Here is a 23797-nt window from a genome sequence, read left to right as displayed (position 1 = left end):
ACTTTCTACTGCTGGAATGCGGAGGTACTAAAGGAGGGTATCGGAGATGATCCGGGCGCCGGGCACCGGGCCGTGGACCGCCAAGGCAGTGTGGCCGCGGTGGGTCAACTCTTCGGCGAGGACACTGGCTGAAACAGAGTCGCGGGCAAGCAGCGCGATAGTGGGGCCGGAGCCAGAGACCATTCCGGCCAGGGCGCCGCGCGCTTCGCCCAGTCCGATGGTGTCGCGAAGTTGCGGCGCCAACGTGATCGAAGCCCTCTGGAGGTCGTTGATCAACACTCGGCTGAGGGTCTCAGGGTCTCCATTGCGGAGCGCTTGGAGGATGGTGGGGTCCACGGCCATTGGTTCTGGAATGTCCATGCCCTCGGAGTCCCGTAGCCCGTCAAGGGTCCGGAACACGTCAGGTGTCGAGAGCCCGTAATCTGCAAAGACCAGCACCCAGTCCATCTGGGCTTTCGCCAAGGCCGGGGAGAGTTTATCGCCCACGCCAAGCCCGACGGCGGTGCCTCCCAGGAGCGAGAACGGTACGTCTGCGCCCAACTCCGCCGCCAGATGTGCGAGTTCCTCGCGGGACAGTCCGCTGTTCCACAGGGCATCGCAGGCCAGCAGGGTTGCCGCGGCATCCGCTGAACCGCCGCCCATGCCACCGGCTACTGGCACCCGCTTGGTGATGTCAAGATGCACGCCGGTGGGTTTCTCGGACATTTCGGCCATGATGGCCGCGGCCTTGTAGGCAAGGTTCCGCTCATCCAGCGGAATGTCTACACCATCGAGGTCAAGCGTGCTGTCGGGGCTGATGCTGACAGTGATTCCCGGGGCCTCGGTGCTGGTTGCCGCCACTTCCTCATAGAGGGAAACGGCAAGGTAGACGCTGGCCACCGAATGGTAGCCATCAGGCCGCAGCGGTCCAACGCTCAGGGAGACGTTGACCTTCCCGGGCGCTTTGACGCGGACTGTCCGGGCATGGAAGCGGTCCCCCGCGAACGGGAGGCTGCTGGGTTTGCGGGTGCCCGGGTTCATGCGTCCACGGGGTGGCGGGCTTCGGCGATCTTGACGTAGGCGGAGATGTCCAGGACTTCGCCGCGCGCGGTGGGGTCCACGCCGGCGGCAACCAGGCAACGTTCGGCTTCAGCGGCGCTGCCGGCCCAGCCGGCCAGCGCCGCGCGGAGGGTCTTGCGGCGTTGGGCGAACGCAGCATCGATGACGGCAAAGACCTGCTCGCGGGTGGCATGCGTTTGGGGTGGATCGTGGCGTGTGAAAGCCACGAGCCCCGAATGGATCTTCGGTGCAGGCCAGAACACGTTCATGCCGATGACACCGGCCTTGCGCATGTGCCCGTACCAAGCGGCCTTCACCGATGGAACACCGTAGATCTTGGACCCGGGAGTCGCTGCAAGCCTGTCAGCTACCTCGTCCTGCACCATGACCAGGCCGTGCTGCAGGCTCGGGAAATGCTGCAGGAGGTGAAGCACCACGGGGACAGCAACGTTGTATGGCAGGTTCGCCACCAGTGCCGTGGGAGGCACGGGCAGTTCGGTGACCTTCATGGCGTCGGAAAGCACCAAGTGGAAGTTATCTTCCGCTCCGGGGCGCCAGGCGCGCACAGTCGCCGGCAGTTTTTCCGCCAACACGGGGTCGATCTCCACCGCCACAACAGTCTTGGCTGCGTCCAGCAAGCCGAGGGTCAGCGAGCCAAGTCCCGGGCCGACTTCCAGCACGGTTTCATCGGAGTCGATGTTGGCGGCGGCCACAATCCTGCGGATGGTGTTGCCGTCAATCACAAAGTTCTGCCCCAGGGTCTTCGTAGGGCGTACACCGATTTCCTCGGCAAGCCGTCGGATGTCTGTGGCGCCCAGCAAAGGCGCGACGGCGGCGGGTTCGGAATTCGGTTCAGTCACCTAGGTATCGTATCGCCTGTGAAGGGTCAGGCTGCGTGCGCGCAGCCCCAGTCGCGGAGGCCGTTCTTGGCGTAGAGGCGGTTGGCGATATCAATCTGCTGTGCCTTGGTGGCCAGGCTGGCGTTGGGAGCATAGGCTCCACCACCATTGGCGAGCCACGTCGGGCTGGAGAACTGAAGGCCACCGTAGTAGCCGTTGCCGGTGTTGATGGACCAGTTTCCACCGGACTCACACTGGGCAATCCGGTCCCACATGCCTTCGTTCGGGGCGCCCGTGGGGCCGCTGGACGTTGCTGCTGCCTTGGCCGGAGTAGCTACGGGGCGTGCTTTGGTGCCGACGCTGACCTTTTCGGTGACCGGCTTGGTGGTGACATCGCTTGAGACGAGGGCGCGTGATGCTTCGCGTCCGTCAACCAGGACCAGCTTGAACTTCTTGACCAGTGAACCGGCTACGCCTTCCTGGGTGACCTTCTCTTCGCCCTTGAACAGCTCAGCGGTTTCGGTCTTCACGCTTTCGAAGGGCACTTCCTCCGTGGCTTCGGCGGTCTTGCTCGTGTCCACGCGGGAGACCTTGATCACCATGTCCTGAACGATGGGCGCGTTGCCAGGCTGGGAGATGCGGTCGTTGGCGCCAACGGTGACGCCGGTGTCCTTGAGTACGGTGGCGACGTCGGCCGCCGTCGTGGTGGTGCTGGTGTCCTTGCCGTCGGCAACAACGCTGATGGTCTTGGGAGTTGAGATCGAGACGAAGGAGCCGGTGACTTCCAGCGACGCTTCCTTCGGCTGGGAGATCTCGGAGGAGCTTGCCACCCCAAGTTCGCTGACCAGTGCGGCGACGTCGGGGGCGTTCGTGTTCACGGTCTTGCGCGCGCCGTCCAATTCAATGGACACGGCCTTCGCGAGGTTGATGTTGACCACGGAGCCGTTCTCCACACGGGCGTCGAGGGCGGGTGAAACCCTGTCAGCGTCCTTCAGCTCGACCTTGGCCGCCTTGACCACCTGGTCAACTGTGCCGCCAAAGGTCTGGATGGAACTCACCTTGCCGTCCACGTTGAGGGTGACGGTCTTGTTGTTGCCCACAAAGGCGACAACTCCGACTACCAGCGCTGCAACCACCAGCAACTGGGCACCGACTTTGAGGAAGCTGAACTTGCCATCCGTTGTGAAGAACTTGATCACGTTTGCCCATAACTCTCAGACCATCCGGGCACGGGGAAAAGCACAGAAATAATGCCAGCGGCAAAACGGAGGGGCCAGGCGCAAAGCCTGGTCCCGCTCTTGCTGCCGGCATCTGCGCCGCCAATTACATTCAACTGATGAAGGCCGGAATCAACCGGCCCAGCTGTCCGAAGGCCTTCCCCGACCCCGGCTACTTGTTTAACACAGTAACCGATCTGTTATAAACCAGCCAAGACTTCTGCATACCGGGTATTCACGCCGGGTACGTCAAGGGCCTCCCGAAAGAGCGCCCTAGGCCCACGAGCCGTAGGCCTGGAGCGTGTTTTCCGCCAAACGCGAACAGAGCTCGGAGAGGTCATCTCCTGTCACTTCCGCCATGGACCGGACCGTGTAGGGAACCATGTAGCTCGCGTTCGGCCGGCCACGGTACGGGTGGGGCGTCAGGAACGGCGAATCGGTTTCCACCAGGATCCGTTGTGGCTCGGCGATGGCCAGCGCTGCGCGAAGGTTTCCCGCATTCTTGAACGTCATGGTGCCCGCAAACGACATGTACCACCCGTTCTGGTTGCAGATCCGCGCCAATTCTTCGTCCCCCGAGAAACAGTGGAACACCACCCGCTCCGGGGCGCCTTCCTCCATCAACACCTGCACCACGTCGTCGTGGGCGTCGCGGTCGTGGATCTGCAAAGTCAGCCCCAGCCGTTTCGCGATGTCGATGTGGCGCCGGAAGGAGTACCGCTGGGCCACCAGCCCTTCCCCGTGGGTCCGGAAAAAATCCAGTCCAGTTTCACCGATAGCGCGGATCCGCGGGTGGGCTGCCAGCTCTTCGATCTCGGCGAGCGCTGACTCCAGTTCCCCGCGCCCGGCATACACCGGGGCATCATTGGGGTGGATCGCAACGGCACCGAGCAGGCGCGGATCCGCGTCCACTGCCTGCACGGTGAAGCGGGACGACTCCAGGTCGCAGCCCACCTGCACAGCGCCGTGTACACCGACGGCCTCAGCCGAGTCCATCGCGTCCCGAACCGAGACCTCGATCAGTCCGTGCCGGAAATCCAGATGCGTGTGGTTGTCCATGACAGGAACGGGGAGGGGTTCCGGTGCCGGCGGGTACTCCTTGCGCGAATCTGTATCCTCGGATGACGCACGGTACGCAGCAGGGGCGAGCGAATTACACATGTTCCCACCTTAATCGGACCACGGTCCCCCTGCGGCAGCGGCCGGGTGGGCAGAGATAAATTCCACTCGGCACATAAATTCCTGAGCACTATGTCAGCGGCGGCCAATGTCTGGGTAGTCTGGAACGGACAGACGGTCAACAACAGCAACACATCATCAAGATTGCTGACGCAGTGGCCACGGCTGAAGGGCAATCCATGGAGTCCAAGCGACAAGTATCCGTTGAACCTACCCCGCTCCAGGGCGAGGCTTACAGTACGCTGCCGCGGGATGGTGCAGCACTCAATGGACACAGGCCGCAGGTCATGGACGCGGAGCGGTTCCACGATGCCAGCGAACGCATCCTGGGATCCATCAACAAGGTCATTGATGGCAAGGCCGACGCCGCGAAGCTCGCGTTGACGGTACTGCTGGCCCAAGGCCACCTCCTGCTGGAAGATGTTCCCGGCGTCGGCAAGACCCTGCTGGCCAAGACACTGGCGCGGACCGTGGACTGTACCGTCTCCCGCATCCAGTTCACGCCGGATCTCCTGCCGTCCGATGTCACCGGCGTCTCCATCTACAACCAGTCGTCCCGGCAATTTGAGTTCCGGCCGGGTGCAGTGTTCGCGAACATTGTGATCGGCGACGAAATCAACCGGGCTTCGGCCAAGACCCAGTCCGCGCTTCTTGAGTGCATGGAAGAGCACCAAGTCACCGTTGATGGGCATTCCTATCAGCTGGGACTGCCTTTCATGGTGGTCGCCACCCAGAACCCCATTGAGATGGAGGGCACCTACCCGTTGCCCGAAGCCCAGCGTGACCGTTTCATGGCGAGGATTTCCATGGGCTATCCGGACAAGGAAGCCGAGATCGAAATGTTGGAGACGCATCAGGCTTCCTCTCCCCTGGCCAAAGTAACCCCCGTGGTCACTGCCGCCGACGTCGCGGCCATGATCGCTGCCGTCCAGCAGGTGTATGTGTCAACTGCCATCAAGGAGTACACGGTGGCCATCGGGCGGGCTACCCGTGACAGCGCACGTCTCCGCCTCGGAGCCAGCCCGCGGTCCTTGTTGCAGCTGTTGCGTGCAGCCAAGGCAACCGCCGCGCTGGACGGGCGGGACTTTGTTCTGCCGGACGACGTCGTGGACGTGGCCGAATCGGTACTCGCCCACCGGATCATCCTGGACCGCAAGGCGGCAAGCTCAGGTGATACGCCGCAGAGCATCCTTCGGGGCATCCTGGCCGCCCTGCCGGTTGCCCAGGAACCGCCCAACGCGTGGCGCAGGGACAGGAACACCGCCTAGGAGGCAGGAATGGCGCTCGTGGATCGGCTCCCCAAGCATTTGTTTACCAACCGCGGCTGGGGATTGCTGGCGGCCGGAGCCGTCGCGCTGGGGTGCGCCTGGGTAATGGGCAGGCGGGATCTCCTGACGCTCGCGGTCTTGTTACTTCTCCTGCCGTTGGTGGCCCTCGCCGGGGTCCGGGTTCTGAAGCCCAAATTCCAGGTGTACCGGGAGTTCAACCCCTCCACCGTGGAAACTGCCAGCACCACCACCGTTCGTTTGGCTGTAGCACGGTCCTCGTATTCCACAGGGCACGTGATCATGGAGGAGCAGTTGCCTCCCCGTTTCGGCGAGCCGCCGGCGTTCCGCTTCCCGGCCCGCTCGGCCTCCGGAGGCACCAGCCGTTACGAGTACCATCTTCGCTCCGGCAAGCGCGGGCAATTCCGCATCGGCCCTGTCACGGCAGAGTTCAGCGACCCGTTCGGCTTGTCGCTGCGGCGGCATGCCATCGACGACGGCGACGTCCTCACCGTGACGCCGGCCGCCGTCGAACTTCCCGTCACCGGACTTGCAGGCGCGCGCGGCAACGATGGCGTAACCGCCACGCGCATCAGGGCCAACCCCAGCGACGACGACATCATGACCCGTGAGTACCGGCACGGCGATCCCATGCGCCGCGTGCATTGGGCGGCTACGGCACGCCACGGGCAACTGATGGTCCGCCAGGAGGAATCGGTCACTACCCCGGAAGCCACCCTCATCCTGGACCAGCGCTTCACTGCTTTTGCCGCGGGAGCAGGATCCATGTTCGGAGCCCATGACGAGGACTCGGACCTGGTTACCAGTCCCGGTTTTGAATGGGTGGTGACTGCAGCGATGTCCGTTGCAGCCCATCTGGCGGAATGGAATTACTCGTTGCGGGTGCTGGATGTTTTCGGGAGCCCGGCTTTCATCCGTTCGCGCTCGGCGCCGGAGCCGGATTCCGAAGAGTTCTCGGGCATCGGAGGGTTGCAGGCCATCGCTGAAGGACTGGCCGCCATAGAACTCAGCGGTCCCCGGCATGTCCGGGCGGAGCACCACAGGGCAGACGCTGCAACGGGCCCGGCCACCGCGGATACCGCCGATGCTGCTTTCGATGACCGGCTCATGGATAAGCTCTCTGCCCACCGTCTTCGCGGCCCTCTTCTTGCGCTGCTGGGCACGCTGACTCCGGCCGAGGCCAAGTCCCTTGCTCCCGCGGCAGCCTACGGAGCCAACGCTTTCGCCTTGATGGTCACTGACGCCACCCGGAACAATGACGACGTCCTGGAGATCCTGCGCCTGGCTGGTTGGCGCGTGGCTGTGGTGACGTCCAGGACCCCGCTGGCGGCCGCTTGGTCCTCCTTTGACGAAGGGGGAATCGTGGCTGCGGCAGGATCAGCCATGGACGTCCGTCGTGGAGCGGCGGTGCCGCGATGACTGCTACCTCCCACCGAGGCTCCCCCGCCCCGGTCCAACCCGGCGGAACGTCCGGCCCGCAGCGGCCCGGGTCCTCGCGGCCGCAAACTCCGGGGCCCGGGCCTTACCCCTGGGCGATGGCGGGGTCGATCGTTGTTGCCGTTCTGGGCGCTGCCTTGTCCTTGAACGGTGTCCTCCGGGGCTGGGCGTGGTTCATGCCCTTGATCACCACGGTGCTGGTTGTCGCGCTGACCCTGGCTCTTCTTCGGGCGCTTCGGGCGCAGCCCTTGTTGGCCACCCTTGGTTCCTTTGCCTCGCTCGCGGGAATTCTCAGCTTCACGTTCTTCCGGCAGGAAAGCCTGGCGGGTTTCATCCCCACGGCCGGGACCTTCACCGCCGTCGGACGCCTGATCAAACGTGCTGCCGAGACGGTGGTCTCCGAAAGCGCCCCCGTGGCGCCCAACGCCGGGATCGTGTTCGTCATGTGCGCGTGCCTGGGGCTCCTGGTCATTCTGATCGACGCGTTGGCAGTTCCCTTGGCGATGCCCGCGGCCAGCGGCATCGGGCTCCTCGCGGTCATGGTGGTGCCAGCCACCATCAAACCCCAGAGCGTGGGGGTTGCAGGCTTCGTCGGCGCTGCCGTGGGATATCTGCTGATTCTCGGGTGCAGCCACTGGTTCGCCCCTGACGCCAGGCTACAGTCCGGTTCCGGGCGGGGCGCCGGCCAGTTCAGGCGTTCACTGGTGACGGGCGGCCTGGCGCTGGCCCTGACCATGGTGGTTCCGCTGGCCATCCCGGGATTCGAGACAGGGACCTTCCCCCAAGGATCCCGGCTGAGCCCGTGGGGCACCTCCAACGGGCTCAATCCCATGATCACCCTGGGCAACAGCCTCAGGAGCCCCACGGGATCGGGCCGCATCACCTACGCCACGAGTGCCAGCGGACCGCTCTACCTGAGGTCCGTCACCGTTGACCACTTCGACGGCGAAACCTGGGCCCCGGACGACCGCGCTGCCCAGCGCCGCGCGGGCGCCGACAGGATTGAAACCGGATACTCCGTCCAGGCCGAAGTGGTCAACACGGTGACGTCCGTGAATGCGGGCCTTTTCACCAGCCCTTACCTCCCTGCCCCGTTTGCACCTGCTTCAGTGAACGGCCTCAACGGACGCTGGACCTGGGATCCTGCCACGTTGAGCATCATGAGCACCGAGACCACCACGCGCGCGCAGCGCTACGTGGTGTTTTCCGGAGCACCCAAGGTCACTGCAGAATCCCTGTCCCAGGCCACAGCAACTCCCCGGGGCATTTCGGAGGACTTCCTCCGGATTCCGGGCAACCTTCCTGACATCGTGAGGCAAACGGCGGATTCCGTCACGGCGTCCGCGGGGAGCAACTACGGCAAGGCTTTGGCTATCCAGAAGTACCTGCGCTCCGGTGAATTTTCGTACTCCCTGCAGGCACCGGTGCAGAACGGCTATGACGGCAACGGGCTTTCTGTCCTGGCCGATTTCCTGGCCGTCAAGAGCGGCTACTGCGTCCATTTCTCCTCGGCGATGGCCGTCATGGCCCGGGCTGAAGGCATTCCGAGCCGCATCGCCGTGGGCTACGCACCAGGCCGGCTCACGGGCGAGTCCGTGGCGTTGGTCGGCCAAGGATCCTTCCCTGAGTACGAGGTAGACGCCCGCGACGCGCATGCGTGGCCCGAGTTGTACTTCGAAGGACTCGGCTGGGTCCCGTTTGAGCCGACTCCTTCGCGCGGCGTTGTTCCGGAATACGCCACGGAAACCTCTGTTCCCAGCAATCTCAGCACCAATGCGGACGAGAAAGAAGTCCTCACCACACCGGCCCCGGCCACACCGGCCCCTGTTCCACTTCCTGGCGTGGAAACCCCGGCGACGGGTTCCCCCAGTGTGAACCCGCTGCCGGTCATCGGCGGGGCCGCCGCAGCCGTGGCGTTGTTGCTTGCCTTCCTGTGGTCTCCGCGGCTGAGCAGGACCATCCTGCGGCGGCGTCGACTGAACCAGAAACCCCCGGATGAGGCCGACGCGTCGCAGCCCGGATACAAGGATCCGGCCCCGGAACTGGCGTGGGCGGAACTGCAGGATCTGGCGACGGACTACGGTTTACCCTCCACGCCCAGCGAGACGCCGAGGCACTTCTCCACCAGGCTTCGTTCCAGTGCCGCCCTCGGAGACGCGGGTGGAATGGACGACGCCGCGCACGTGGCGGTTGCCTCGCTCACCTCGGACTTCGAACGGCAGCGTTATGGCCGCCAGCTTGGGCCCTCGGCGACACCAGCGGCGGCGACGCGGATCGCCGTCGTGCGTGAAACGTTGCGGAACAACGCCCGCTGGCTGGTGCGCTTGCGCGCCGACTGGCTGCCGCCGTCGATGATGCGGCGGTGGGTCCACGCGCTGGGAGCGCCGTTCCGGGCCGTGGGATCGCTCGCTACGGCTGGTGGGCGCGGGCTCGCGCGGTGGTGGCGGACGCTGCGCGGCGTGCTTCCCCAACGGCGCTAGCGCGACAGCAAAGGGCCCGGCTCCTGGAACTTGTGGTTCCAGGAGCCGGGCCCTTGCGTGTCTCAGCCGTTCTTGTTGCGAGAGCGGCGGACGGGATCCAATACGACCTAGTCGGCGTACGGGTCCGCGATACCTACGTACTGGGTGTACAGGTACTCTTCGATGCCTTCAGAACCGCCTTCGCGGCCCAGGCCGGACTGCTTGACGCCACCGAACGGTGCGGCTGCGTTGGAGATGACGCCGGCGTTGAGGCCGAGCATGCCGGTCTCGATCCGTTCGCTGATGCGCAGGCCACGGTTGAGGTCCTTGGTGAAAACGTAGGCAACCAGGCCGTATTCGGTGTTGTTGGCCAGGCGGACGGCGTCATCTTCGGTGGAGAAGGTGATGATCGGCGCTACCGGTCCGAAGATTTCTTCCTGCAGGATGCGGGCGTCGGCTGCGACGTTCTTCAGCACGGTGGGCTGGTAGAAGTAGCCGGGACCGTCGACGGCGGCGCCACCGGTGACGGCTGTGGCACCTCCTGCTACGGCTTCGGACACCAGGGCGTGAACGCCGTCGCGGGCCTTGCCGTCGATGAGCGGGCCCACCTTGGACTCGGGCTCAGTGCCGCGGGCGGTGGTGAGTGAGCCGATCTTGGCGGCGAACTTCTCAGCGAAGGAATCAGCGATGGACTCGTGCACAATGAAGCGGTTCGCTGCGGTGCAGGCCTCACCCATGTTGCGCATCTTGGCTGCGATGGCGCCTTCAACGGCCTTGTCCAGGTCGGCGTCTTCGAAGACCACGAACGGTGCGTTGCCGCCCAGTTCCATGGAGGTGCGCAGGACCTTGTCAGCGGCTTCGCGGATCAGTGCCTGACCCACCGGGGTGGAGCCGGTGAAGGAGATCTTGCGGAGACGGTCATCCTTGATCAGCGGGCCGGTGACAGCACCTGCGGTGGAGGTCTGGATGACGTTCAGGACACCTGCGGGGAGGCCGGCCTCCTGCATGACCTGCGCGAACAGCAAGCTGGTCAGCGGGGTCAGGTTGGCGGGCTTGAGCACCATGGTGCAGCCTGCAGCGACGGCGGGGGCTACCTTGCGGGTGGCCATGGCCAGCGGGAAGTTCCACGGCGTGATCAGCAGGCAGGGGCCTACCGGCTTCTTCTGCACGAGGAGGCGGTTCTTGCCGTCAGGTGCTGCGGAGTAGCGGCCGGAGACGCGGACCGCTTCCTCGGAGAACCAGCGCAGGAACTCTGCGCCGTAGGTGACTTCACCACGGGCTTCGGCCAGGGGCTTGCCCATTTCCAGGGTCATCAGCAGCGCGAAGTCTTCGGCGCGTTCGGTGACCAGTTCAAAGGCCCTGCGCAGGATCTCGCCTCGTTCGCGCGGTGCGGTGCGTGCCCAATCGGCCTGGGCGGCAGCAGCGGCGTCGAGGGCCGCGGCGCCGTCTTCAGCGCCGGCGTCGGAGATGCTGAGCAGCACCTTGCCGGTGGCCGGGTCCTCAACATCAAAGGTCTTTCCGGATCCGGCCGGGCGCCACTGACCGTTGATCAGCAGGCCGGTGGGGACGGAAGCCAGCAGTTCGCTTTCGCGTTCAACCGTGACAGTCATGGCGACTCCTTCGTCTTGGGTGCTTTGGAGAATTGCACCACGGGGGTTCGTTGCCGGAAGTGGCGTGAATTACTGCCACGGTACTGCCCCGCGAGAAGGAGTGTCTACGCCTTCACGCACTGCCATGCGGGCGCCAATTTGTGCAGCTGCACAGCGCTCGTCAGCGGGCCGCGAGTACCGCCGAGTACAGCTCCCGCTTACTGACGCGGGCATCGTCAGCCACTGCTGCCACGGCCTCCTTCAGGCGAATGCCTTGGGACATGAGTTGGTTCACGGCTGCCACGTGGTCCTCGGGTTTGCCGGGCTCCTGTTCAGGCGCACCACCGACCACCACCGCGATTTCGCCGCGGACTTCGTTGTTCTCTGCCCACTCCAGCACTTCGCGCAGCGTTCCGCGAATGACTTCCTCGTAGGTCTTGGTCAACTCACGGCATACAGCTACGCGGCGCTCAGCTCCAAACCGCTCGTGCAGTGCCCGGAGCATCACTTCGAGCCGGTGCGGGGCCTCGAAGAAGACCATGGTGCGGCGCTCGTCTGCGAGGTCGGCGAGGCGTGAGTTCCGCTCCCCCGCTTTACGTGGCAGGAATCCTTCAAAGCAGAAACGGTCGGTGGGAAGCCCGGAGAGTGCCAGGGCTGTCAGCACGGCAGACGGGCCCGGCACGGCAGTGACGGTCAGGCCCGCAGCAACAGCGCCCTCCACCAAACGGAACCCGGGGTCCGAGACGGCGGGCATTCCAGCGTCGCTGACCATGAGGATGGTCTTTCCGGCCCGAACGTGGTCCAGCAGTTCACCGGTCTTGGCAACCTCGTTGTGCTCGTGGTAGCTGATGACCCGCCCGGAGACCTCCACGCCCAGGGCCGTCACCAGCCGGTGCAGGCGCCGGGTGTCCTCTGCGGCAACGATGTCCGCGGTGGCCAGGAGTTCAATCAGCCGGGACGATGCGTCGCCCACGTTTCCAATCGGGGTGGCCGCCAGCACGATCCTGCCTGCGCCCGGAGTTGCGCCGGCGCCGGCAGCAGGAACTGCCTCGTCCAGGTCGTCGCTGAAGGGAGCCTCATCCGGGGTGCTGCGCTGTTCGTCCACCTGTCAAGCCTAATGCCGCGGTGCCTCCAACACCGCACCTCAACGTTGTGGCAAGGATGGAAAGGTAGCATGGGCGGGTGAACCAGTCGCCCGTTCCTGCCACCACCTCCGGAACTCCTGTGGCGTCCCCTGCAACCGGTGGATCCGATGCCCCCGCTCCCGCAGACAGCAACGAGCAGCCATCTGCCCGGCCCACCGGGGACCTGACGCGATCACGGCGGACCGCGGCCTTGGAGAACACCGCGGCTACGCTCCTTCCTGGCCGAGGGCTGGAACGCCACCGGTGGATCGCCCGGCCAACGGAGGCTTACACAGCACAGGCCCTCAGGGAGCGCCTGATCGGCGGTATCCAGAGCTGGCGTGACTACCCGGCGTCGTTGCGTCTGTGGTTCTGGCTGATCCCCACCATCACTGCCGTGCTGGGCGGCATTCTCCGGTTCTTCCGGTTGGATGCCCCGCACAGCCTGGTGTTCGATGAGACGTACTACGTCAAGGACGCATACTCCTATCTGGTGAGCGGCTACGAGCGCAGCTGGCCCGCCAACGCCAATGACTCCTTCAACGCCGGCAACCCGAACGTCCTGCTCAACACCCCGGAGTATGTTGTCCATCCGCCGGTGGGCAAGTGGATGATCACCTTTGGCATGTGGCTGTTCGGCGGGGACAATCCTTTCGGGTGGCGTTTCGGTGCAGCGCTGACGGGGACCCTGACCGTTTTCCTCGTCTCCCTTATCGCCTTGAAGCTCTTCCGTTCGCACACACTAGGTGCCGTTGCCGGGCTCCTGCTCGCCATTGACGGCCACCACTTGGTGCTTTCCCGGACGGCTTTGCTGGACGTCTTCCTGGCATTCTGGATACTCGCCGCCTTCGGCGCCCTGCTGTTGGACCGCGACGACGGCCGCCGTCGTCTGGCTTCCCGCCTCGCCGCGCAAGCGGCTGCTTCGACGCGGGGCCGCCCATCCCCCACTCAACTGGTGGCCGGCCCGTGGCTTGGAATGCGATGGTGGCGCCTGGTTGCAGGGATCTGCCTTGGCTTGGCTGTGGGAACCAAGTGGTCAGCGTTGTTCTTCGTGGCCGCTTTCGGCCTGATGACGGTCCTGTGGGACCTGAGCGCCCGGCGCATTGCCGGCATCCGCAGCTGGTTCAGCGCCGGCATCCTCAAGGACGGCCTCCTGGCCTTCGTCACCATCATTCCGGTGGCCGCCTTGACCTATGCGGCAACGTGGACGGGGTGGTTCCTGTCCAAGGACGCCTACTACCGCCAATGGGCGGCCACCAACCCCGCAGCGGGTTGGGATTGGCTGCCCAACTCCGTTCGGTCCCTGGCGCACTACCACCTTGAGGCGTACAAATTCCATCAAGGCCTCAGCTCGGACCACCCGTATGAGTCCAGCCCGTGGACCTGGCTCCTCATGGGACGGCCTACCTCGTTCTACTACCAGACGCCCAAGCAGGGCACCCCTGGCTGCGTGGTGGAGACCTGCTCCTCGGCCATCCTGCCGGTGGGTAATCCGGTGGTGTGGTGGGGCGGAACCATCGCACTGGTCATCCTGTTGTTCTGGTGGGCCGGCAGGAGGGATTGGCGCGCAGGTGCCATCCTCGCCGGAGTCGCCGCCGGATACCTTCCGTGGTTCATGTATCCGGAACGCACCATGTTCATCTTCTATGCTGTGTCCTTCGAACCGTTTCTGGTGCTTGGACTGACCTATGTCCTGGGCTTGGTGCTTGGCCGAAGCAGTGATCCTCCCTGGCGGCGTCGGTCCGGGCTTTATGTAGTGGGCCTGGTCCTGGTATTGGCGGTCCTGGCAACGGCGTTCTTCTATCCGGTCCTGACCGCGGAGGTCATCAGCTACCAGGAGTGGCGGATGAGAATGTGGATGCCATCGTGGATCTAGGAGGCGAGCAGTGAGGGAAGCCAGCACGGAGCTTCTGGTCGAGGCCCACCCTGACACCAATGTGACGGACCTCCTCCTTGAACGCTGCGCCAAGGATCCGTTCGGCATCCTGTACGCCCACAAGACGGCGAACGGTTGGCTGAATGTTTCCGCGGCCAGATTCCTTGCCGATGTCACTGCCCTCGCCAAGGGCCTGATCGCTGGAGGCCTCAACCCCGGCGACCCCGTAGCGGTCCTCTCCCGGTCCAGTTTCGAGTGGACGTTGGTGGACTTCGCCATTTGGATGGCCGGCGGCGTGACCGTGCCCATTTACGAGACGTCGTCCCCGAGCCAGATCGAGTGGATCCTGGCCGATTCAGGGGCCCGGCGCATCTTCGTGGAAGACACGGCCAAGGCCGACCTGGTCCACGCGTTGGTGAACCGGTCCACGGCGCTCGGGGACGATCCCGTAGTAATCATGCGGATGGAGCACGACGGCGACGCCCCCAACCTGACCAGCGTCTCCGCCGTCGGGGTCGGCATCATGGACGCCGAGCTGGAGCGCCAGCGCAGCGCAGCGAATCTCTCCGACATCGCCTCGATCGTCTACACCTCCGGAACCACCGGCAAGCCCAAGGGCTGCGAGATCACGCACGGCAACTTTGTCCTGGTGGCTCGGAACGTCATCCCGTTCCTCCCCGAGCTGCTGATGCAGCAGGGGGCCCGGACGCTGATGTTCCTGCCGTTGGCACACGTCCTTGCCAGGGCCGTCCAGGTGGTATGCCTCACCGCGGGGATCACGCTCGGTCACAGTTCTGGTGCCAGTGGGCTGATGGCAGACCTCAGTACTTTCAAGCCCACCTTCCTGCTCGCCGTGCCGCGCATTTTTGAGAAGGTCTACGCCGGTGCCGGCCACAAAGCCGCCATGAGCGGAAAGTCGGCGCTCTTCTCCGCAGCGTCCGCAACTGTTGTGGAATATTCGACGGCGGTGGACCTCGCCGCGCGTGGACAGGGATCCGGTCCAGGGTGGCTTTTGGGCATGAAGCACGCCGCGTTCAACAAGCTTCTCTATCCCAAGGTGCGCGAGGTTTTCGGCGGGAACGTAGGCTACACGGTCTCCGGCGCCAGTCCCTTGAGCCTCCGTGACAACCATTTCTTCCATGGTGCCGGCGTTCCCGTGCTGGAGGGGTACGGGCTGACGGAGACCACCGCGCCTTGCACCGTCAACACTCCCAGCATGACCCGAATCGGTACCGTCGGGATCCCCCTTCCCGGCACCACCATCCGTGTGGCCCAGGACGGTGAGGTGCTGGTTAAGGGCATTGGTGTTTTCAAGGGGTACCACGCCAATGAAGAGGCCACCGAGGCTGCGTTTGTTGATGGCTTCTTCCGGACCGGCGACCTCGGCGAACTCGACGCCGATGGCTTCCTCACCATCACGGGCAGGAAGAAGGACCTCCTGGTCACTGCCGGTGGCAAGAACGTGGCGCCCGCACCATTGGAGGAGAAGCTCCGCGAGCATCCTCTGGTGGGCCAGGCCGTGGTGGTGGGCGACGGCCGTCCCTTCGTCGCTGCGCTGGTGAGCCTGGACCCCGAGGGGCTTGCCGACTGGTGCGCCGAGAACAAGGTTGCTGCTTTGTCACCTGCCGAAGCGGCCGGTGATGACCGTGTGAAGGCGGCTGTTCAATCCGCCGTGGATGAGGCCAATAAACTGGTCTCCGCGGCCGAATCGATCCGTAAATTCGCGTTCATCACCGCGGAACTCAGTGTCGAGTCGGGGCATCTGACGCCCTCCCTGAAACTGAAGCGGGCTTCCGTGGTGAACGACTTCCCGGCTGTTGTGGAGAAGCTCTACGAAAAGTAGCGGCACCACTTCGGCCGGCTCGAATCACCACCTAGTTCACGCTTCTCACCACCTAATTTCGCCAGAATCGCCACCTAATTCACTGTTCCCTCATCTGAGGGTCCTTGTTTGGGCCGTAGCGTTGCCCTCACGAACCACACGTTCAGGGGGACCTCATGGCAGCAAGTTCAGCAGGGCCGGCACAGGCGCTTTACTATTCCCGCGCCAGGGCCAGCATGGTTCCACGAATCCTGGGGCTGGCATTCATAGCCTTCGGCACACTTTTCATCATTCTGTCGATAGTCCAACAGCGAATCGATTTCCTGCTGGTACCGCTAATTACTTTCCCGGTGGGATCGCTGGTGGCGTTCATGAGCGTCGCCGTCAAGGTGGACGAACACCGCGTCGTGATCGTCTTCTGCGACGTTTTCAAACGGACACTGTCCAGGGCTGATATTGCCGCGGTCACCACCGACAACACTGCCGGGGCCAGCGGATATGGATATCGCATCATGGGTCCCGGAATGGTCGGGTACCTCGTCGGCGGCCCCGAGATCGATATCGAGATGAAAAGCGGCAAGACCGTCATAGCCAGCACAGACCGCCCTGAGCAGATCGTTCACATTCTGGCGCCCCAGGGCACGCCGCGGAGCCTGCCCTGCTAGCGCCTGGCGTCGGCTGATTCTCTGCTGAGGTTGTCCGCATCGTCTGTGGCCGCGTCATCGTCCAAGACCTCGGCTTGGTCAGCCGTTGTGGCAGCACCCCGGCGCCGCTTGGTGGGCCACGTGAAGATGAACGTCACCGTCGCCACGAGGAACACCAACGCGCCGATGACGATGCCCGCATCTATCCAGAACTGCCCCGGGAAGAGCCGGATGAGGGTGTCTTCCAGCGAGAACGTCCAGGTTCCGTTGGCGAAGAAGATCCGGTGGAACTCGGTAAAGAACTGCTGCCAGCTCAGTGCTGCCAGGACAGCGAGGCCAATGATGATGACCAACGTGACGATGGATCCGGCAAACAGTCCTCGACGGATTCCGCCGTTGCTGCGCTTACGCAAGTACAGGATGGCGATGATGCTCAGGATGATGAGCAGCAACCCTGCTCCGAAGGACGACAGGATGACAAGCTTGACGTCAGCCATGTGCGCCACTTCGCTGTCCGTGAAGAGCTTGGCACCGTCCTGGTGGACCAAGCCACCGAGGTAGCGGGGACCTGCCCAGTTGCTGAGGTAGTCCACGGCGTACGAGCCGTAGGTCATACGGTCATCAGTGCTGAACCCATAGCCGTCGCCCGGGAAACCCGGCCGGTTGTACTCCACCCACAGGAACAGGGGGCTGGTGACCGCCCGGACGGCGAGCACCAGGAGGATCACCGGGTAGAAGATGGCCAACAGAACCTGGAAAACCCGTGGTCCGATTGGCTTCACCTTGGCGGCTTGCTCGCGTTCCGCGTTGCGTCGCGCCACTTCGTCCTCCGGCGGTCGGACCTGAAGGGCCGACGTCGGCAAAGGTTCCGAATAGTGCGACTCCTGCTTCTCAGCGGAGTTGCCCGCAAGAGTGTCAGCGAACAGCGGGGGTTCCGGCTCGACGTCGGCCGCTTCTGCAGCTTTCCGGTGGGCGCGGCTTTCAGGCTGGCCGCCGGCAGGCGTCGCGGCAGTGGGCGCAGCCCCGGCAGTGGGCGCAGAGCCGGTGGTGGGCGCAGCCCCGGTGGCGGAAGGCGCCGTCGCACCTGCGGGCCCCGCTCTACCCTGCGTGGGCGCGGGCGTGGCCGTCGTGGCGGGAGCAGCCGCAGAGGCACCACCGGAGGTCTTCGGCTTCATCCAGTCGAAGGCCGGTTCGTTGGGGTCCTCGTGGACGTCCGTGTCCGGTTCTTGTGGTTTTGGGCTCTTGTCGCTCACAGCGGTTTCACTTCCGTAGGCATCCACCGGCGAATGCGTACTGCCGGCTCTCTTGTCTGCATTCGAGCCTACCGCCCGGCCTTCCGACGACACGCTGTGCCACCCCGGCTGCGCCCAGATCGAAACGTAACTGTAAGGTCTACGCAGCGATGCTGCGATATCCTGCGTCGTTCGCGTCAAGGTCCCCGGTAACACCGGTCCGGGCGGCCCTGCCACCGAGCACCAACGTGTAGACCCAATACCCGGCCAGAACCAGGGCGCCGATGGTGATCTTCGCCCACACGGGCAGCGGACTGGGGGTCACGAATCCCTCCACCATTCCGGAAACGAGCAGGACAAGCACCAACCCCAGCGCAATCGTGATCAGGGAACGCCCCTCGTCAGCCACAGCCTGCAGCCGAGTGCGGGGCCCCGGCCGCACCATGGCCCAAAAGATTTTGAGGCCCGCTGCGCAGGCGATGAACACTGCCGTCAACTCCATCAGTCCGTGCGGAAGGATGTAGCTGAAGAAGACATCCATTTTCCCCGTCGCCAGGAAAAGTCCCGCGGCGATGCCCAGGCCTTGGGCATTCATGAACAGGATGTACGGCACCCAGAATCCAGTGACTCCGAACGCCACGGCCTGGGCAGAAATCCAGGCGTTGTTGGTCCACACGGCGCCGGCAAACGAGGCAGCCGGGTTCTCCGAGTAGTAGTCAATGAAATCTTCGTCCACGTACTGCTGGATCCTGGCATCACTGCCCACCGCCCTCAGCGCCTCCGCCGACGTTCCAATCCACAGGGCGTACGCCCCTGCCACCACCACGAAAGCCAGTCCGCACCACAGGGTCAACCAGCGGATCCGGTAGAACGCCGCGGGCAAGGAGATAACGAAGAACCCGGCCAGGTCCTCCATGAAATTCGAGCGCGCCCCCGTGAACCTGGTCCGGGCCTGTGCGAGCCCTGCGGACAGCGTGGCGGACAACGCTGTCTCCGGAGCCACCGAGCGGATCAGGGACAAATGCCCCGATACCGTCTGATACAGCCGCAACAACTCATCGGCCTCGGCTCCAGTGAGACGGCGCTTATGCGCAAGAAAATGAAGCCTGGACCATTTGTCCCCATGTACGGCCGAGAAGGCGTCGATGTCCACGGCACCACCCTAGCGCCTCAGTCCACGCGCGGGGTGGGTCCCGCCGCTAGACTCGGTGATGCGGGCACGCCAAGCGCCCGCAGCGTTTGCGAGGCATGGGGGCTGGGCATGAGTTCAATCATCACAGGCGAGGCAGTGGTCCTCGAGCTGCGACCGGCATCCTTTGCTGCCCGCGCCTTGGGACTCATCCTCGACATCATCTCCCAGGTAGCCCTCGCGATACTCCTCATCATCCTCATCAGCATTGCATCAGAGGACCTCGACGACGCCGCGATCCGCGCACTGATCCTTAGCAGCGTTGTGTTCTCCATCGTCATTGTTCCCGTCGCCGTGGAAACCCTCACCCGCGGACGATCCCTGGGAAAGCTCGCAACAGGACTTCGCATAGTGCGCGACGACGGCGGTTCCATCCGCTTCCGGCACGCCGTCATCCGGGGGCTGCTTGGCGTCCTTGAGATCTATCTGACCTTCGGCGGCCTGGCGATCGGCGTGGCACTGTTCAACGACAAATCCAAGCGCCTCGGCGACATCGTGGCCGGCACCTACTCGCTCCGCCAACGGGTACCCTCAAAACCGCGCATCATGCCCGTAGCACCGCACTACCTCCAGGCCTGGGCCGCCATGGCGGACATCGGCAGGGTTCCGGACGCCACTGCACGAAGGGCCGGTACCTTCGTGCAGCAGGCCTACCTCATGGCCCCGGCATCCCGGGTCAACATGGCCACGGCCATCGCCTCCGAACTGGCCAAATACGTGGCCCCCCTCCCGCCCTCCGGGACCATCGCCGAGGACTACATCGGGGCCGTCCTCGGGGAACGACGCAACCGCGAACTCGTGCGACTGCGCCACGCGGAGAAGCGGAACGCGACCGTAGGTGAGCGACTACAAAAGCTGCCGTTCACTGACGGTTAGTGCCCGCCACCGGCTGACGCCGGGCGGCCGCCGTCCTCTGCGTGCTCGCTCGTTCCTCGCTTGGACGCACGCTGCCGGACGCCGGCCGCCCGGCTTGTCCCGGTTGCAGGCATTAGTTCCAGTGATCCGGTTTTGTGAGTCTTTGTGGCAGGAGGGTGGCGGGGTCGCCTTCGGCGGCGGTGATTTGGGGTTGGGTCAGATACAGGGCCCTGGAGAGGTCTGCGCCGTGGAGGTGGGCTCCTCGGAGATCGGCTCCCAGGAGGTCTGCTGCCGTGAGGTCGCTGTTCCTGAGGTTTGCTCCTATCAGGTAGGCACTGCGGAAGTTGGATCCGCAGAGGCGTTGATTCGCCAGGTCCGCGCCCATCAGGTCGGCGCCGCTGTGTTCACCGTTCCGGTGAGTACCGTCGTCGTGCGTTTGCGTGTCCTCGGCTCCGTAGGATGCCCGTAGTTCTTCGCTGACCTCCATCAGGAGGGCCCGCACTTCCATATGCAGGGTTTCGACGTCGGTGTCCAGGATCGCTGTTGCGTCGCCTTGGGCGGTGGTTGCTATACGCCCGGACAGGTGGCCGGCCGCTGACGCGAGGTCGGGATCGAAGGTCCGTTGCTGAGCTTCGGCCAGGTACCAGAGCATTTCGTGGAGTTGCTTCACCACCTTGAACACGGCGAACATCGAGGACGTGGACGAGGGATTGTCCCTCCAGCTGGTACCGCCAAAGGTGCGCTGGGAGACCACTTGGCCTGCACCGAAGCAATCGAAAACGGTGCAGCCACGGAATCCGCGCGGCCGGAGGCGTTGATGGATGGCGCAGGAAAAGTCAGCGGACATGTTCGGGCATGGCGTCGCCGCTGGTTTGTCGATGGCAAAGTCAGCCGAGCGGGCAAATCCGAGTGCTGTACAGCAAAGGGCGAAACAGGTGCCGCAGTCCGGGCGAAGGGTTGGTTGAAGAGTCATGTGTGCTCCAGGTGATCAAAAAGGGTCCGGTGGAAAGAGCCGGGGAACCCGTTGACGGGTTCCCCGCAGGGAAACCCGGAATCACCGAGGAGGGCAGCACAAAATGAAGGGCCAACACGTGGTCAGCACAGTAAAGGTGGGTCAAAGAGCGCAGGAAATAATCACTGCCATCATGATAACCGCCGGGCTAGCGCTGGGCGTAGCTCGCCCAAGGGATATTCCAGTCACCGAAGCCCTCCAGGGGCTCTACTGCGGGAGCTCCTGTGTTGAGGATCTGTACGACGTCGCCGGTCTTCATGTTGTTGAAGAACCAGGCAGCATCTGCGGGCAGCAGTCCCACGCACCCGTGCGAAACGTTGGCAACCCCGATGGAGCTCCAGGCCGCTTCAAGGGCCTGATGGACATACACGCCGGACCAGGTCAGCCGGTTGGCGTACTCCACCACCAGCGGCGGGTAGTAGCCCTTGTCACCCGGCTTCAGGCCAATGGTCCCCGCGTTGAAGTTGGAGTGGCGTTCCTGCTCCATGATCACGGCGTAGCCGGTGGGAGACAGCCAGTCTTCGCCGCCGAGCGACACAGGCGCAGTGTGCACCAGCTGCCCGTCCGAGTAAACGTTCATGGTCTTGGTGTTGTCATCCACCACGGCCACACGCTGGGGACCGGTAGTGAACGTGGACACCACGTCCGCGTTGCCGATCATCTTGTTGCCAAAGTCGACGCCCAGGAGCTTCATGTCCACCGTGACAGTGGTTCCTGACGCCCAGAAAGCTTCGGGGCGGATCCGGACCTTCGTGTCCGAATACCAGTGCCAAGCCACCGGCTGGCCGGAGGACACCGTGATGGCCACCCGCTTCTCCATGGCTGCTTTGTCCACCACGGGCTCGCTGAAGTTGATCTCGATGGGCTGGCCTGAACCTGCCGTGGTTCCGTTGCGGGGGTAGATGGAAGCATCGGCCTCGTACGCCGCGGAAACGGTGGTGAAGGTTTGGGTCTTCTTGGTTTCCTTCCCGGCGGTATCAACCACGGTGAAGGAATAGGTGTACTGGGTTTTAAACTTCAGTACTTCCGAGGTAGTCCACGTGCTTCCATCCGGGCTCGTCTTGCCCTGGACAGGTGTGCCCCCGGCTACCGGAGCCAGGACGACGTCTTTGACCTTGCCGTTGACTGCTTTGATCTGTGGGCCCACCACGGGATTCCATTCGATGGCACCGTCCAGCGGGGTGATGCCCAACTCCACGGGCTTTGCGTCCACAGTGGGCGTGGGAGACGCCGCAGCACCGCCGTCCTGCGAAGAGCCAGCCAGCAGTCCGGGCACGGTAGCAACGCCGATTCCGCCCACGGCAATAGCGGCGCAGATCCCTGCGATGGCAAGGATCTTGCCCGTCTTCCGTTTGGCGACTTCCGTCATGTTTTCCGTCTTCCTGTCCCCCGGCAAGCAATACTGAACACCCAATTCTAGCCGAAAGGCCGGCCACGCTGCTCGCGTGTCCGGCCTTTCGCCATCGATTTGGGTAGTGCCAGCCCGCTTTAGTAGCGGTAGTGCTCCGGCTTGTACGGTCCGGCAATGTCCAGGTCCAGGTAATCGGCCTGGTCCTTGCTGAGTTCGGTGAGTTCTACCCCCAAGGCGTCCAGGTGAAGCCTCGCTACCTTCTCGTCCAGGATCTTCGGAAGCACGTAAACCTGCTTCCCGTACTCGCGTTCGCCGGCGGGCTGGTCCTTCTTGGTCCACAGCTCAATCTGCGCGATGGTCTGGTTGGCGAAGGAGTTGCTCATCACGAAGGACGGGTGTCCCGTGGCGTTGCCCAGGTTGAGGAGGCGGCCCTCGGACAGCACGATGATGGACCGCTCGGATTCCGAACCCTCTTCAAACACCCATTCGTGGACCTGGGGCTTGATCTCCACTTTCTTGACACCCGGGATCTTCGCCAGCCCGGCGATGTCGATCTCATTGTCAAAGTGGCCGATGTTGCCAACGATCGCCTTGTTCTTCATGCCCAGCATGTGCTCGGCCATGATGACGTCCTTGTTGCCAGTGGTGGTGATGAAGATGTCACCTTGGGCCAGAACCGTCTCCAGCTTGGCAACCTGGTAGCCGTCCATGGCGGCCTGCAAGGCGCAAATGGGATCGATTTCGGTGACGATGACGCGGGAACCCTGGCCACGCAGGGCCTCTGCAGCGCCCTTGCCGACGTCGCCATAACCACAGACAACGGCCACCTTGCCACCCATGAGGACGTCGGTGGCACGGTTGATGCCATCGGGAAGGGAGTGGCGGATGCCGTACTTGTTGTCGAACTTGCTCTTGGTGACAGAGTCATTGACGTTGATGGCCGGGAACAACAGCTTTCCCTGCTCGGCGAGCTGGTACAGGCGGTGGACGCCGGTGGTGGTTTCTTCCGTGACACCCTCGATGCGGGCAGCCAGGCGGGTCCACTTCTGCGGATCAGCTGCCAGGGTCCTGCGGAGGAGGTCCAGGATGAGGACGTATTCTTCCGGGTCCTCCTCAGTGGCGGTAGGAACGGCGCCGGCAGCCTCGAAGTCCACGCCCTTGTGCAGCAGCAGTGTGGCGTCGCCGCCGTCGTCGAGAATCATGTTGGGGCCCAGTTCCGGGTTGGTGTCGGCACCGGGCCAGGTGAGGATCTGCTCCGCAGTCCACCAGTACTCCTCCAGGGTCTCGCCCTTCCAGGCGAAGACCGGAACACCCTGCGGATCTTCCGGGGTACCCTTACCGACCACGACGGCGGCAGCGGCTTCGTCCTGGGTGGAGAAGATGTTGCAGGAAGCCCACCGAACCTCAGCGCCCAGGGCCGTGAGGGTCTCGATGAGGACCGCCGTCTGGACGGTCATGTGCAGGGAACCGGCAATCCGGGCGCCCTTGAGCGGCTGCGAAGCACCGAATTCGGCGCGGAGGGACATCAGCCCCGGCATCTCGTGCTCGGCAAGGCGGATCTGGTGGCGGCCAGCCTCCGCAAGGGTGATGTCAGCCACTTTGAAGTCGAAAGTCATGGAAGTCCTTAGGGGTACCGTGCGGATTGCGG

General features: G+C 64.1%; 18 protein-coding genes. 7 read left to right on the top strand and 11 right to left on the bottom strand.

Features of this window, described 5'->3' with window-relative positions; genetic code table 11:
- Positions 1–27: 27 nt before the first annotated feature.
- The 4 genes from ACIQLI_RS12315 to ACIQLI_RS12300 form a co-directional block, all read right to left on the bottom strand.
- Positions 28–1020, bottom strand: a complete 993-nt coding sequence (locus ACIQLI_RS12315) for a 4-(cytidine 5'-diphospho)-2-C-methyl-D-erythritol kinase (RefSeq protein ID WP_400388657.1) — start codon at positions 1018–1020, stop codon at positions 28–30.
- Entirely contained in the window at positions 1017–1898 is an 882-nt protein-coding gene (rsmA, locus tag ACIQLI_RS12310; protein WP_400388654.1) for a 16S rRNA (adenine(1518)-N(6)/adenine(1519)-N(6))-dimethyltransferase RsmA, read from the bottom strand. Before rsmA ends, ACIQLI_RS12315 begins: the two co-directional genes overlap by 4 nt.
- 26 nt (positions 1899–1924) lie before the next feature.
- Positions 1925–3076 carry a transglycosylase family protein gene (locus ACIQLI_RS12305; protein WP_354229963.1) on the bottom strand — a complete coding sequence of 384 codons (1152 nt, stop codon included), beginning with the start codon at positions 3074–3076 and terminating at the stop codon, positions 1925–1927.
- A gap of 291 nt (positions 3077–3367) precedes the next feature.
- The gene (locus tag ACIQLI_RS12300; RefSeq protein WP_354229965.1) at positions 3368–4255 is read right to left on the bottom strand and encodes a TatD family hydrolase; all 888 of its coding nucleotides are present in this window, start codon (positions 4253–4255) and stop codon (positions 3368–3370) included.
- A gap of 197 nt (positions 4256–4452) precedes the next feature.
- On the opposite strand from ACIQLI_RS12300, the gene ACIQLI_RS12295 reads away from it, so the two are divergent.
- The 3 genes from ACIQLI_RS12295 to ACIQLI_RS12285 are packed head-to-tail and all read left to right on the top strand — an operon-like array spanning position 4453 to position 9476.
- The gene (locus tag ACIQLI_RS12295; RefSeq protein ID WP_400388651.1) at positions 4453–5541 is read left to right on the top strand and encodes an AAA family ATPase; all 1089 of its coding nucleotides are present in this window, start codon (positions 4453–4455) and stop codon (positions 5539–5541) included.
- A gap of 9 nt (positions 5542–5550) precedes the next feature.
- The gene (locus ACIQLI_RS12290; protein ID WP_354229968.1) at positions 5551–6978 is read left to right on the top strand and encodes a DUF58 domain-containing protein; all 1428 of its coding nucleotides are present in this window, start codon (positions 5551–5553) and stop codon (positions 6976–6978) included.
- Positions 6975–9476, top strand: coding sequence for a DUF3488 and DUF4129 domain-containing transglutaminase family protein (locus tag ACIQLI_RS12285; RefSeq protein ID WP_400388647.1), 2502 nt, complete (start codon positions 6975–6977; stop codon positions 9474–9476). The genes ACIQLI_RS12290 and ACIQLI_RS12285 overlap by 4 nt, the downstream gene beginning before the upstream one ends.
- A 107-nt stretch (positions 9477–9583) precedes the next feature.
- Here ACIQLI_RS12285 and ACIQLI_RS12280 read toward each other — a convergent pair whose 3' ends face one another.
- Together ACIQLI_RS12280 and rsmI are read right to left on the bottom strand one after the other, a co-directional pair.
- Complete coding sequence (locus ACIQLI_RS12280) at positions 9584–11065, bottom strand: NAD-dependent succinate-semialdehyde dehydrogenase (RefSeq protein WP_026542786.1); 1482 nt, start codon at positions 11063–11065, stop codon at positions 9584–9586.
- A gap of 160 nt (positions 11066–11225) precedes the next feature.
- On the bottom strand, positions 11226–12101 hold the full coding sequence (gene rsmI / locus ACIQLI_RS12275) for a 16S rRNA (cytidine(1402)-2'-O)-methyltransferase (RefSeq protein WP_400388813.1): 876 nt from the start codon (positions 12099–12101) through the stop codon (positions 11226–11228).
- A 278-nt stretch (positions 12102–12379) separates the two neighbouring features.
- Here rsmI and ACIQLI_RS12270 point away from each other — a divergent pair, with 278 nt between their 5' ends.
- From ACIQLI_RS12270 to ACIQLI_RS12260, 3 genes are all read left to right on the top strand, one after another.
- A complete protein-coding gene (locus tag ACIQLI_RS12270) occupies positions 12380–14044 on the top strand; it encodes a dolichyl-phosphate-mannose--protein mannosyltransferase (protein ID WP_400388810.1) in 1665 nt (554 codons plus the stop codon).
- A 10-nt stretch (positions 14045–14054) separates the two neighbouring features.
- Positions 14055–15887: an AMP-dependent synthetase/ligase gene (locus ACIQLI_RS12265; protein WP_400388645.1), complete on the top strand. Its 1833-nt coding sequence runs from the start codon at positions 14055–14057 to the stop codon at positions 15885–15887.
- Positions 15888–16042: 155 nt separating this feature from the next.
- Positions 16043–16531 carry a hypothetical protein gene (locus ACIQLI_RS12260; protein WP_400388643.1) on the top strand — a complete coding sequence of 163 codons (489 nt, stop codon included), beginning with the start codon at positions 16043–16045 and terminating at the stop codon, positions 16529–16531.
- Here ACIQLI_RS12260 and ACIQLI_RS12255 read toward each other — a convergent pair.
- Positions 16528–17763: a TIGR01906 family membrane protein gene (locus ACIQLI_RS12255; RefSeq protein ID WP_400388641.1), complete on the bottom strand. Its 1236-nt coding sequence runs from the start codon at positions 17761–17763 to the stop codon at positions 16528–16530. The genes ACIQLI_RS12260 and ACIQLI_RS12255 overlap by 4 nt on opposite strands.
- Before the next feature lie 139 nt (positions 17764–17902).
- On the bottom strand, positions 17903–18895 hold the full coding sequence (locus ACIQLI_RS12250) for a stage II sporulation protein M (RefSeq protein ID WP_400388638.1): 993 nt from the start codon (positions 18893–18895) through the stop codon (positions 17903–17905).
- Between the two features lie 108 nt (positions 18896–19003).
- Here ACIQLI_RS12250 and ACIQLI_RS12245 point away from each other — a divergent pair, with 108 nt between their 5' ends.
- Complete coding sequence (locus ACIQLI_RS12245) at positions 19004–19807, top strand: RDD family protein (RefSeq protein ID WP_400388636.1); 804 nt, start codon at positions 19004–19006, stop codon at positions 19805–19807.
- A gap of 112 nt (positions 19808–19919) precedes the next feature.
- Here the strand turns inward: ACIQLI_RS12245 and ACIQLI_RS12240 are convergent, their stop codons facing one another.
- The 3 genes from ACIQLI_RS12240 to ahcY form a co-directional block, all read right to left on the bottom strand.
- Complete coding sequence (locus ACIQLI_RS12240; RefSeq protein WP_400388633.1) at positions 19920–20759, bottom strand: pentapeptide repeat-containing protein; 840 nt, start codon at positions 20757–20759, stop codon at positions 19920–19922.
- Between the two features lie 187 nt (positions 20760–20946).
- Positions 20947–22167, bottom strand: coding sequence for an Ig-like domain-containing protein (locus tag ACIQLI_RS12235; RefSeq protein WP_400388630.1), 1221 nt, complete (start codon positions 22165–22167; stop codon positions 20947–20949).
- A gap of 119 nt (positions 22168–22286) precedes the next feature.
- Positions 22287–23765, bottom strand: coding sequence for an adenosylhomocysteinase (gene ahcY, locus ACIQLI_RS12230; protein ID WP_400388627.1), 1479 nt, complete (start codon positions 23763–23765; stop codon positions 22287–22289).
- Between the last annotated feature and the right edge of the window lie 32 nt (positions 23766–23797).

This window comes from Paenarthrobacter sp. NPDC091669 (genome assembly GCF_044756725.1).
In the GTDB taxonomy this organism is placed as follows: domain Bacteria; phylum Actinomycetota; class Actinomycetes; order Actinomycetales; family Micrococcaceae; genus Arthrobacter; species Arthrobacter bambusae_C.
Note: the sequence above shows the minus strand (reverse complement) of the source record. Positions and strands in the feature narration are given on the sequence as shown.

Bases quoted from the DNA above. Each gene is read 5' to 3' on its own strand.
- ACIQLI_RS12315 (WP_400388657.1), bottom strand. From the start codon at position 1,020: ATGAACCCGGGCACCCGCAAACCCAGCAGCCTCCCGTTCGCGGGGGAC.
- ACIQLI_RS12300 (WP_354229965.1), bottom strand. From the start codon at position 4,255: ATGTGTAATTCGCTCGCCCCTGCTGCGTACCGTGCGTCATCCGAGGAT.
- ACIQLI_RS12295 (WP_400388651.1), top strand. From the start codon at position 4,453: ATGGAGTCCAAGCGACAAGTATCCGTTGAACCTACCCCGCTCCAGGGC.
- ACIQLI_RS12290 (WP_354229968.1), top strand. From the start codon at position 5,551: ATGGCGCTCGTGGATCGGCTCCCCAAGCATTTGTTTACCAACCGCGGC.
- ACIQLI_RS12285 (WP_400388647.1), top strand. From the start codon at position 6,975: ATGACTGCTACCTCCCACCGAGGCTCCCCCGCCCCGGTCCAACCCGGC.
- ACIQLI_RS12280 (WP_026542786.1), bottom strand. From the start codon at position 11,065: ATGACTGTCACGGTTGAACGCGAAAGCGAACTGCTGGCTTCCGTCCCC.
- ACIQLI_RS12260 (WP_400388643.1), top strand. From the start codon at position 16,043: ATGGCAGCAAGTTCAGCAGGGCCGGCACAGGCGCTTTACTATTCCCGC.
- ACIQLI_RS12245 (WP_400388636.1), top strand. From the start codon at position 19,004: ATGAGTTCAATCATCACAGGCGAGGCAGTGGTCCTCGAGCTGCGACCG.
- ACIQLI_RS12240 (WP_400388633.1), bottom strand. From the start codon at position 20,759: ATGACTCTTCAACCAACCCTTCGCCCGGACTGCGGCACCTGTTTCGCC.
- ACIQLI_RS12235 (WP_400388630.1), bottom strand. From the start codon at position 22,167: ATGACGGAAGTCGCCAAACGGAAGACGGGCAAGATCCTTGCCATCGCA.
- ahcY (WP_400388627.1), bottom strand. From the start codon at position 23,765: ATGACTTTCGACTTCAAAGTGGCTGACATCACCCTTGCGGAGGCTGGC.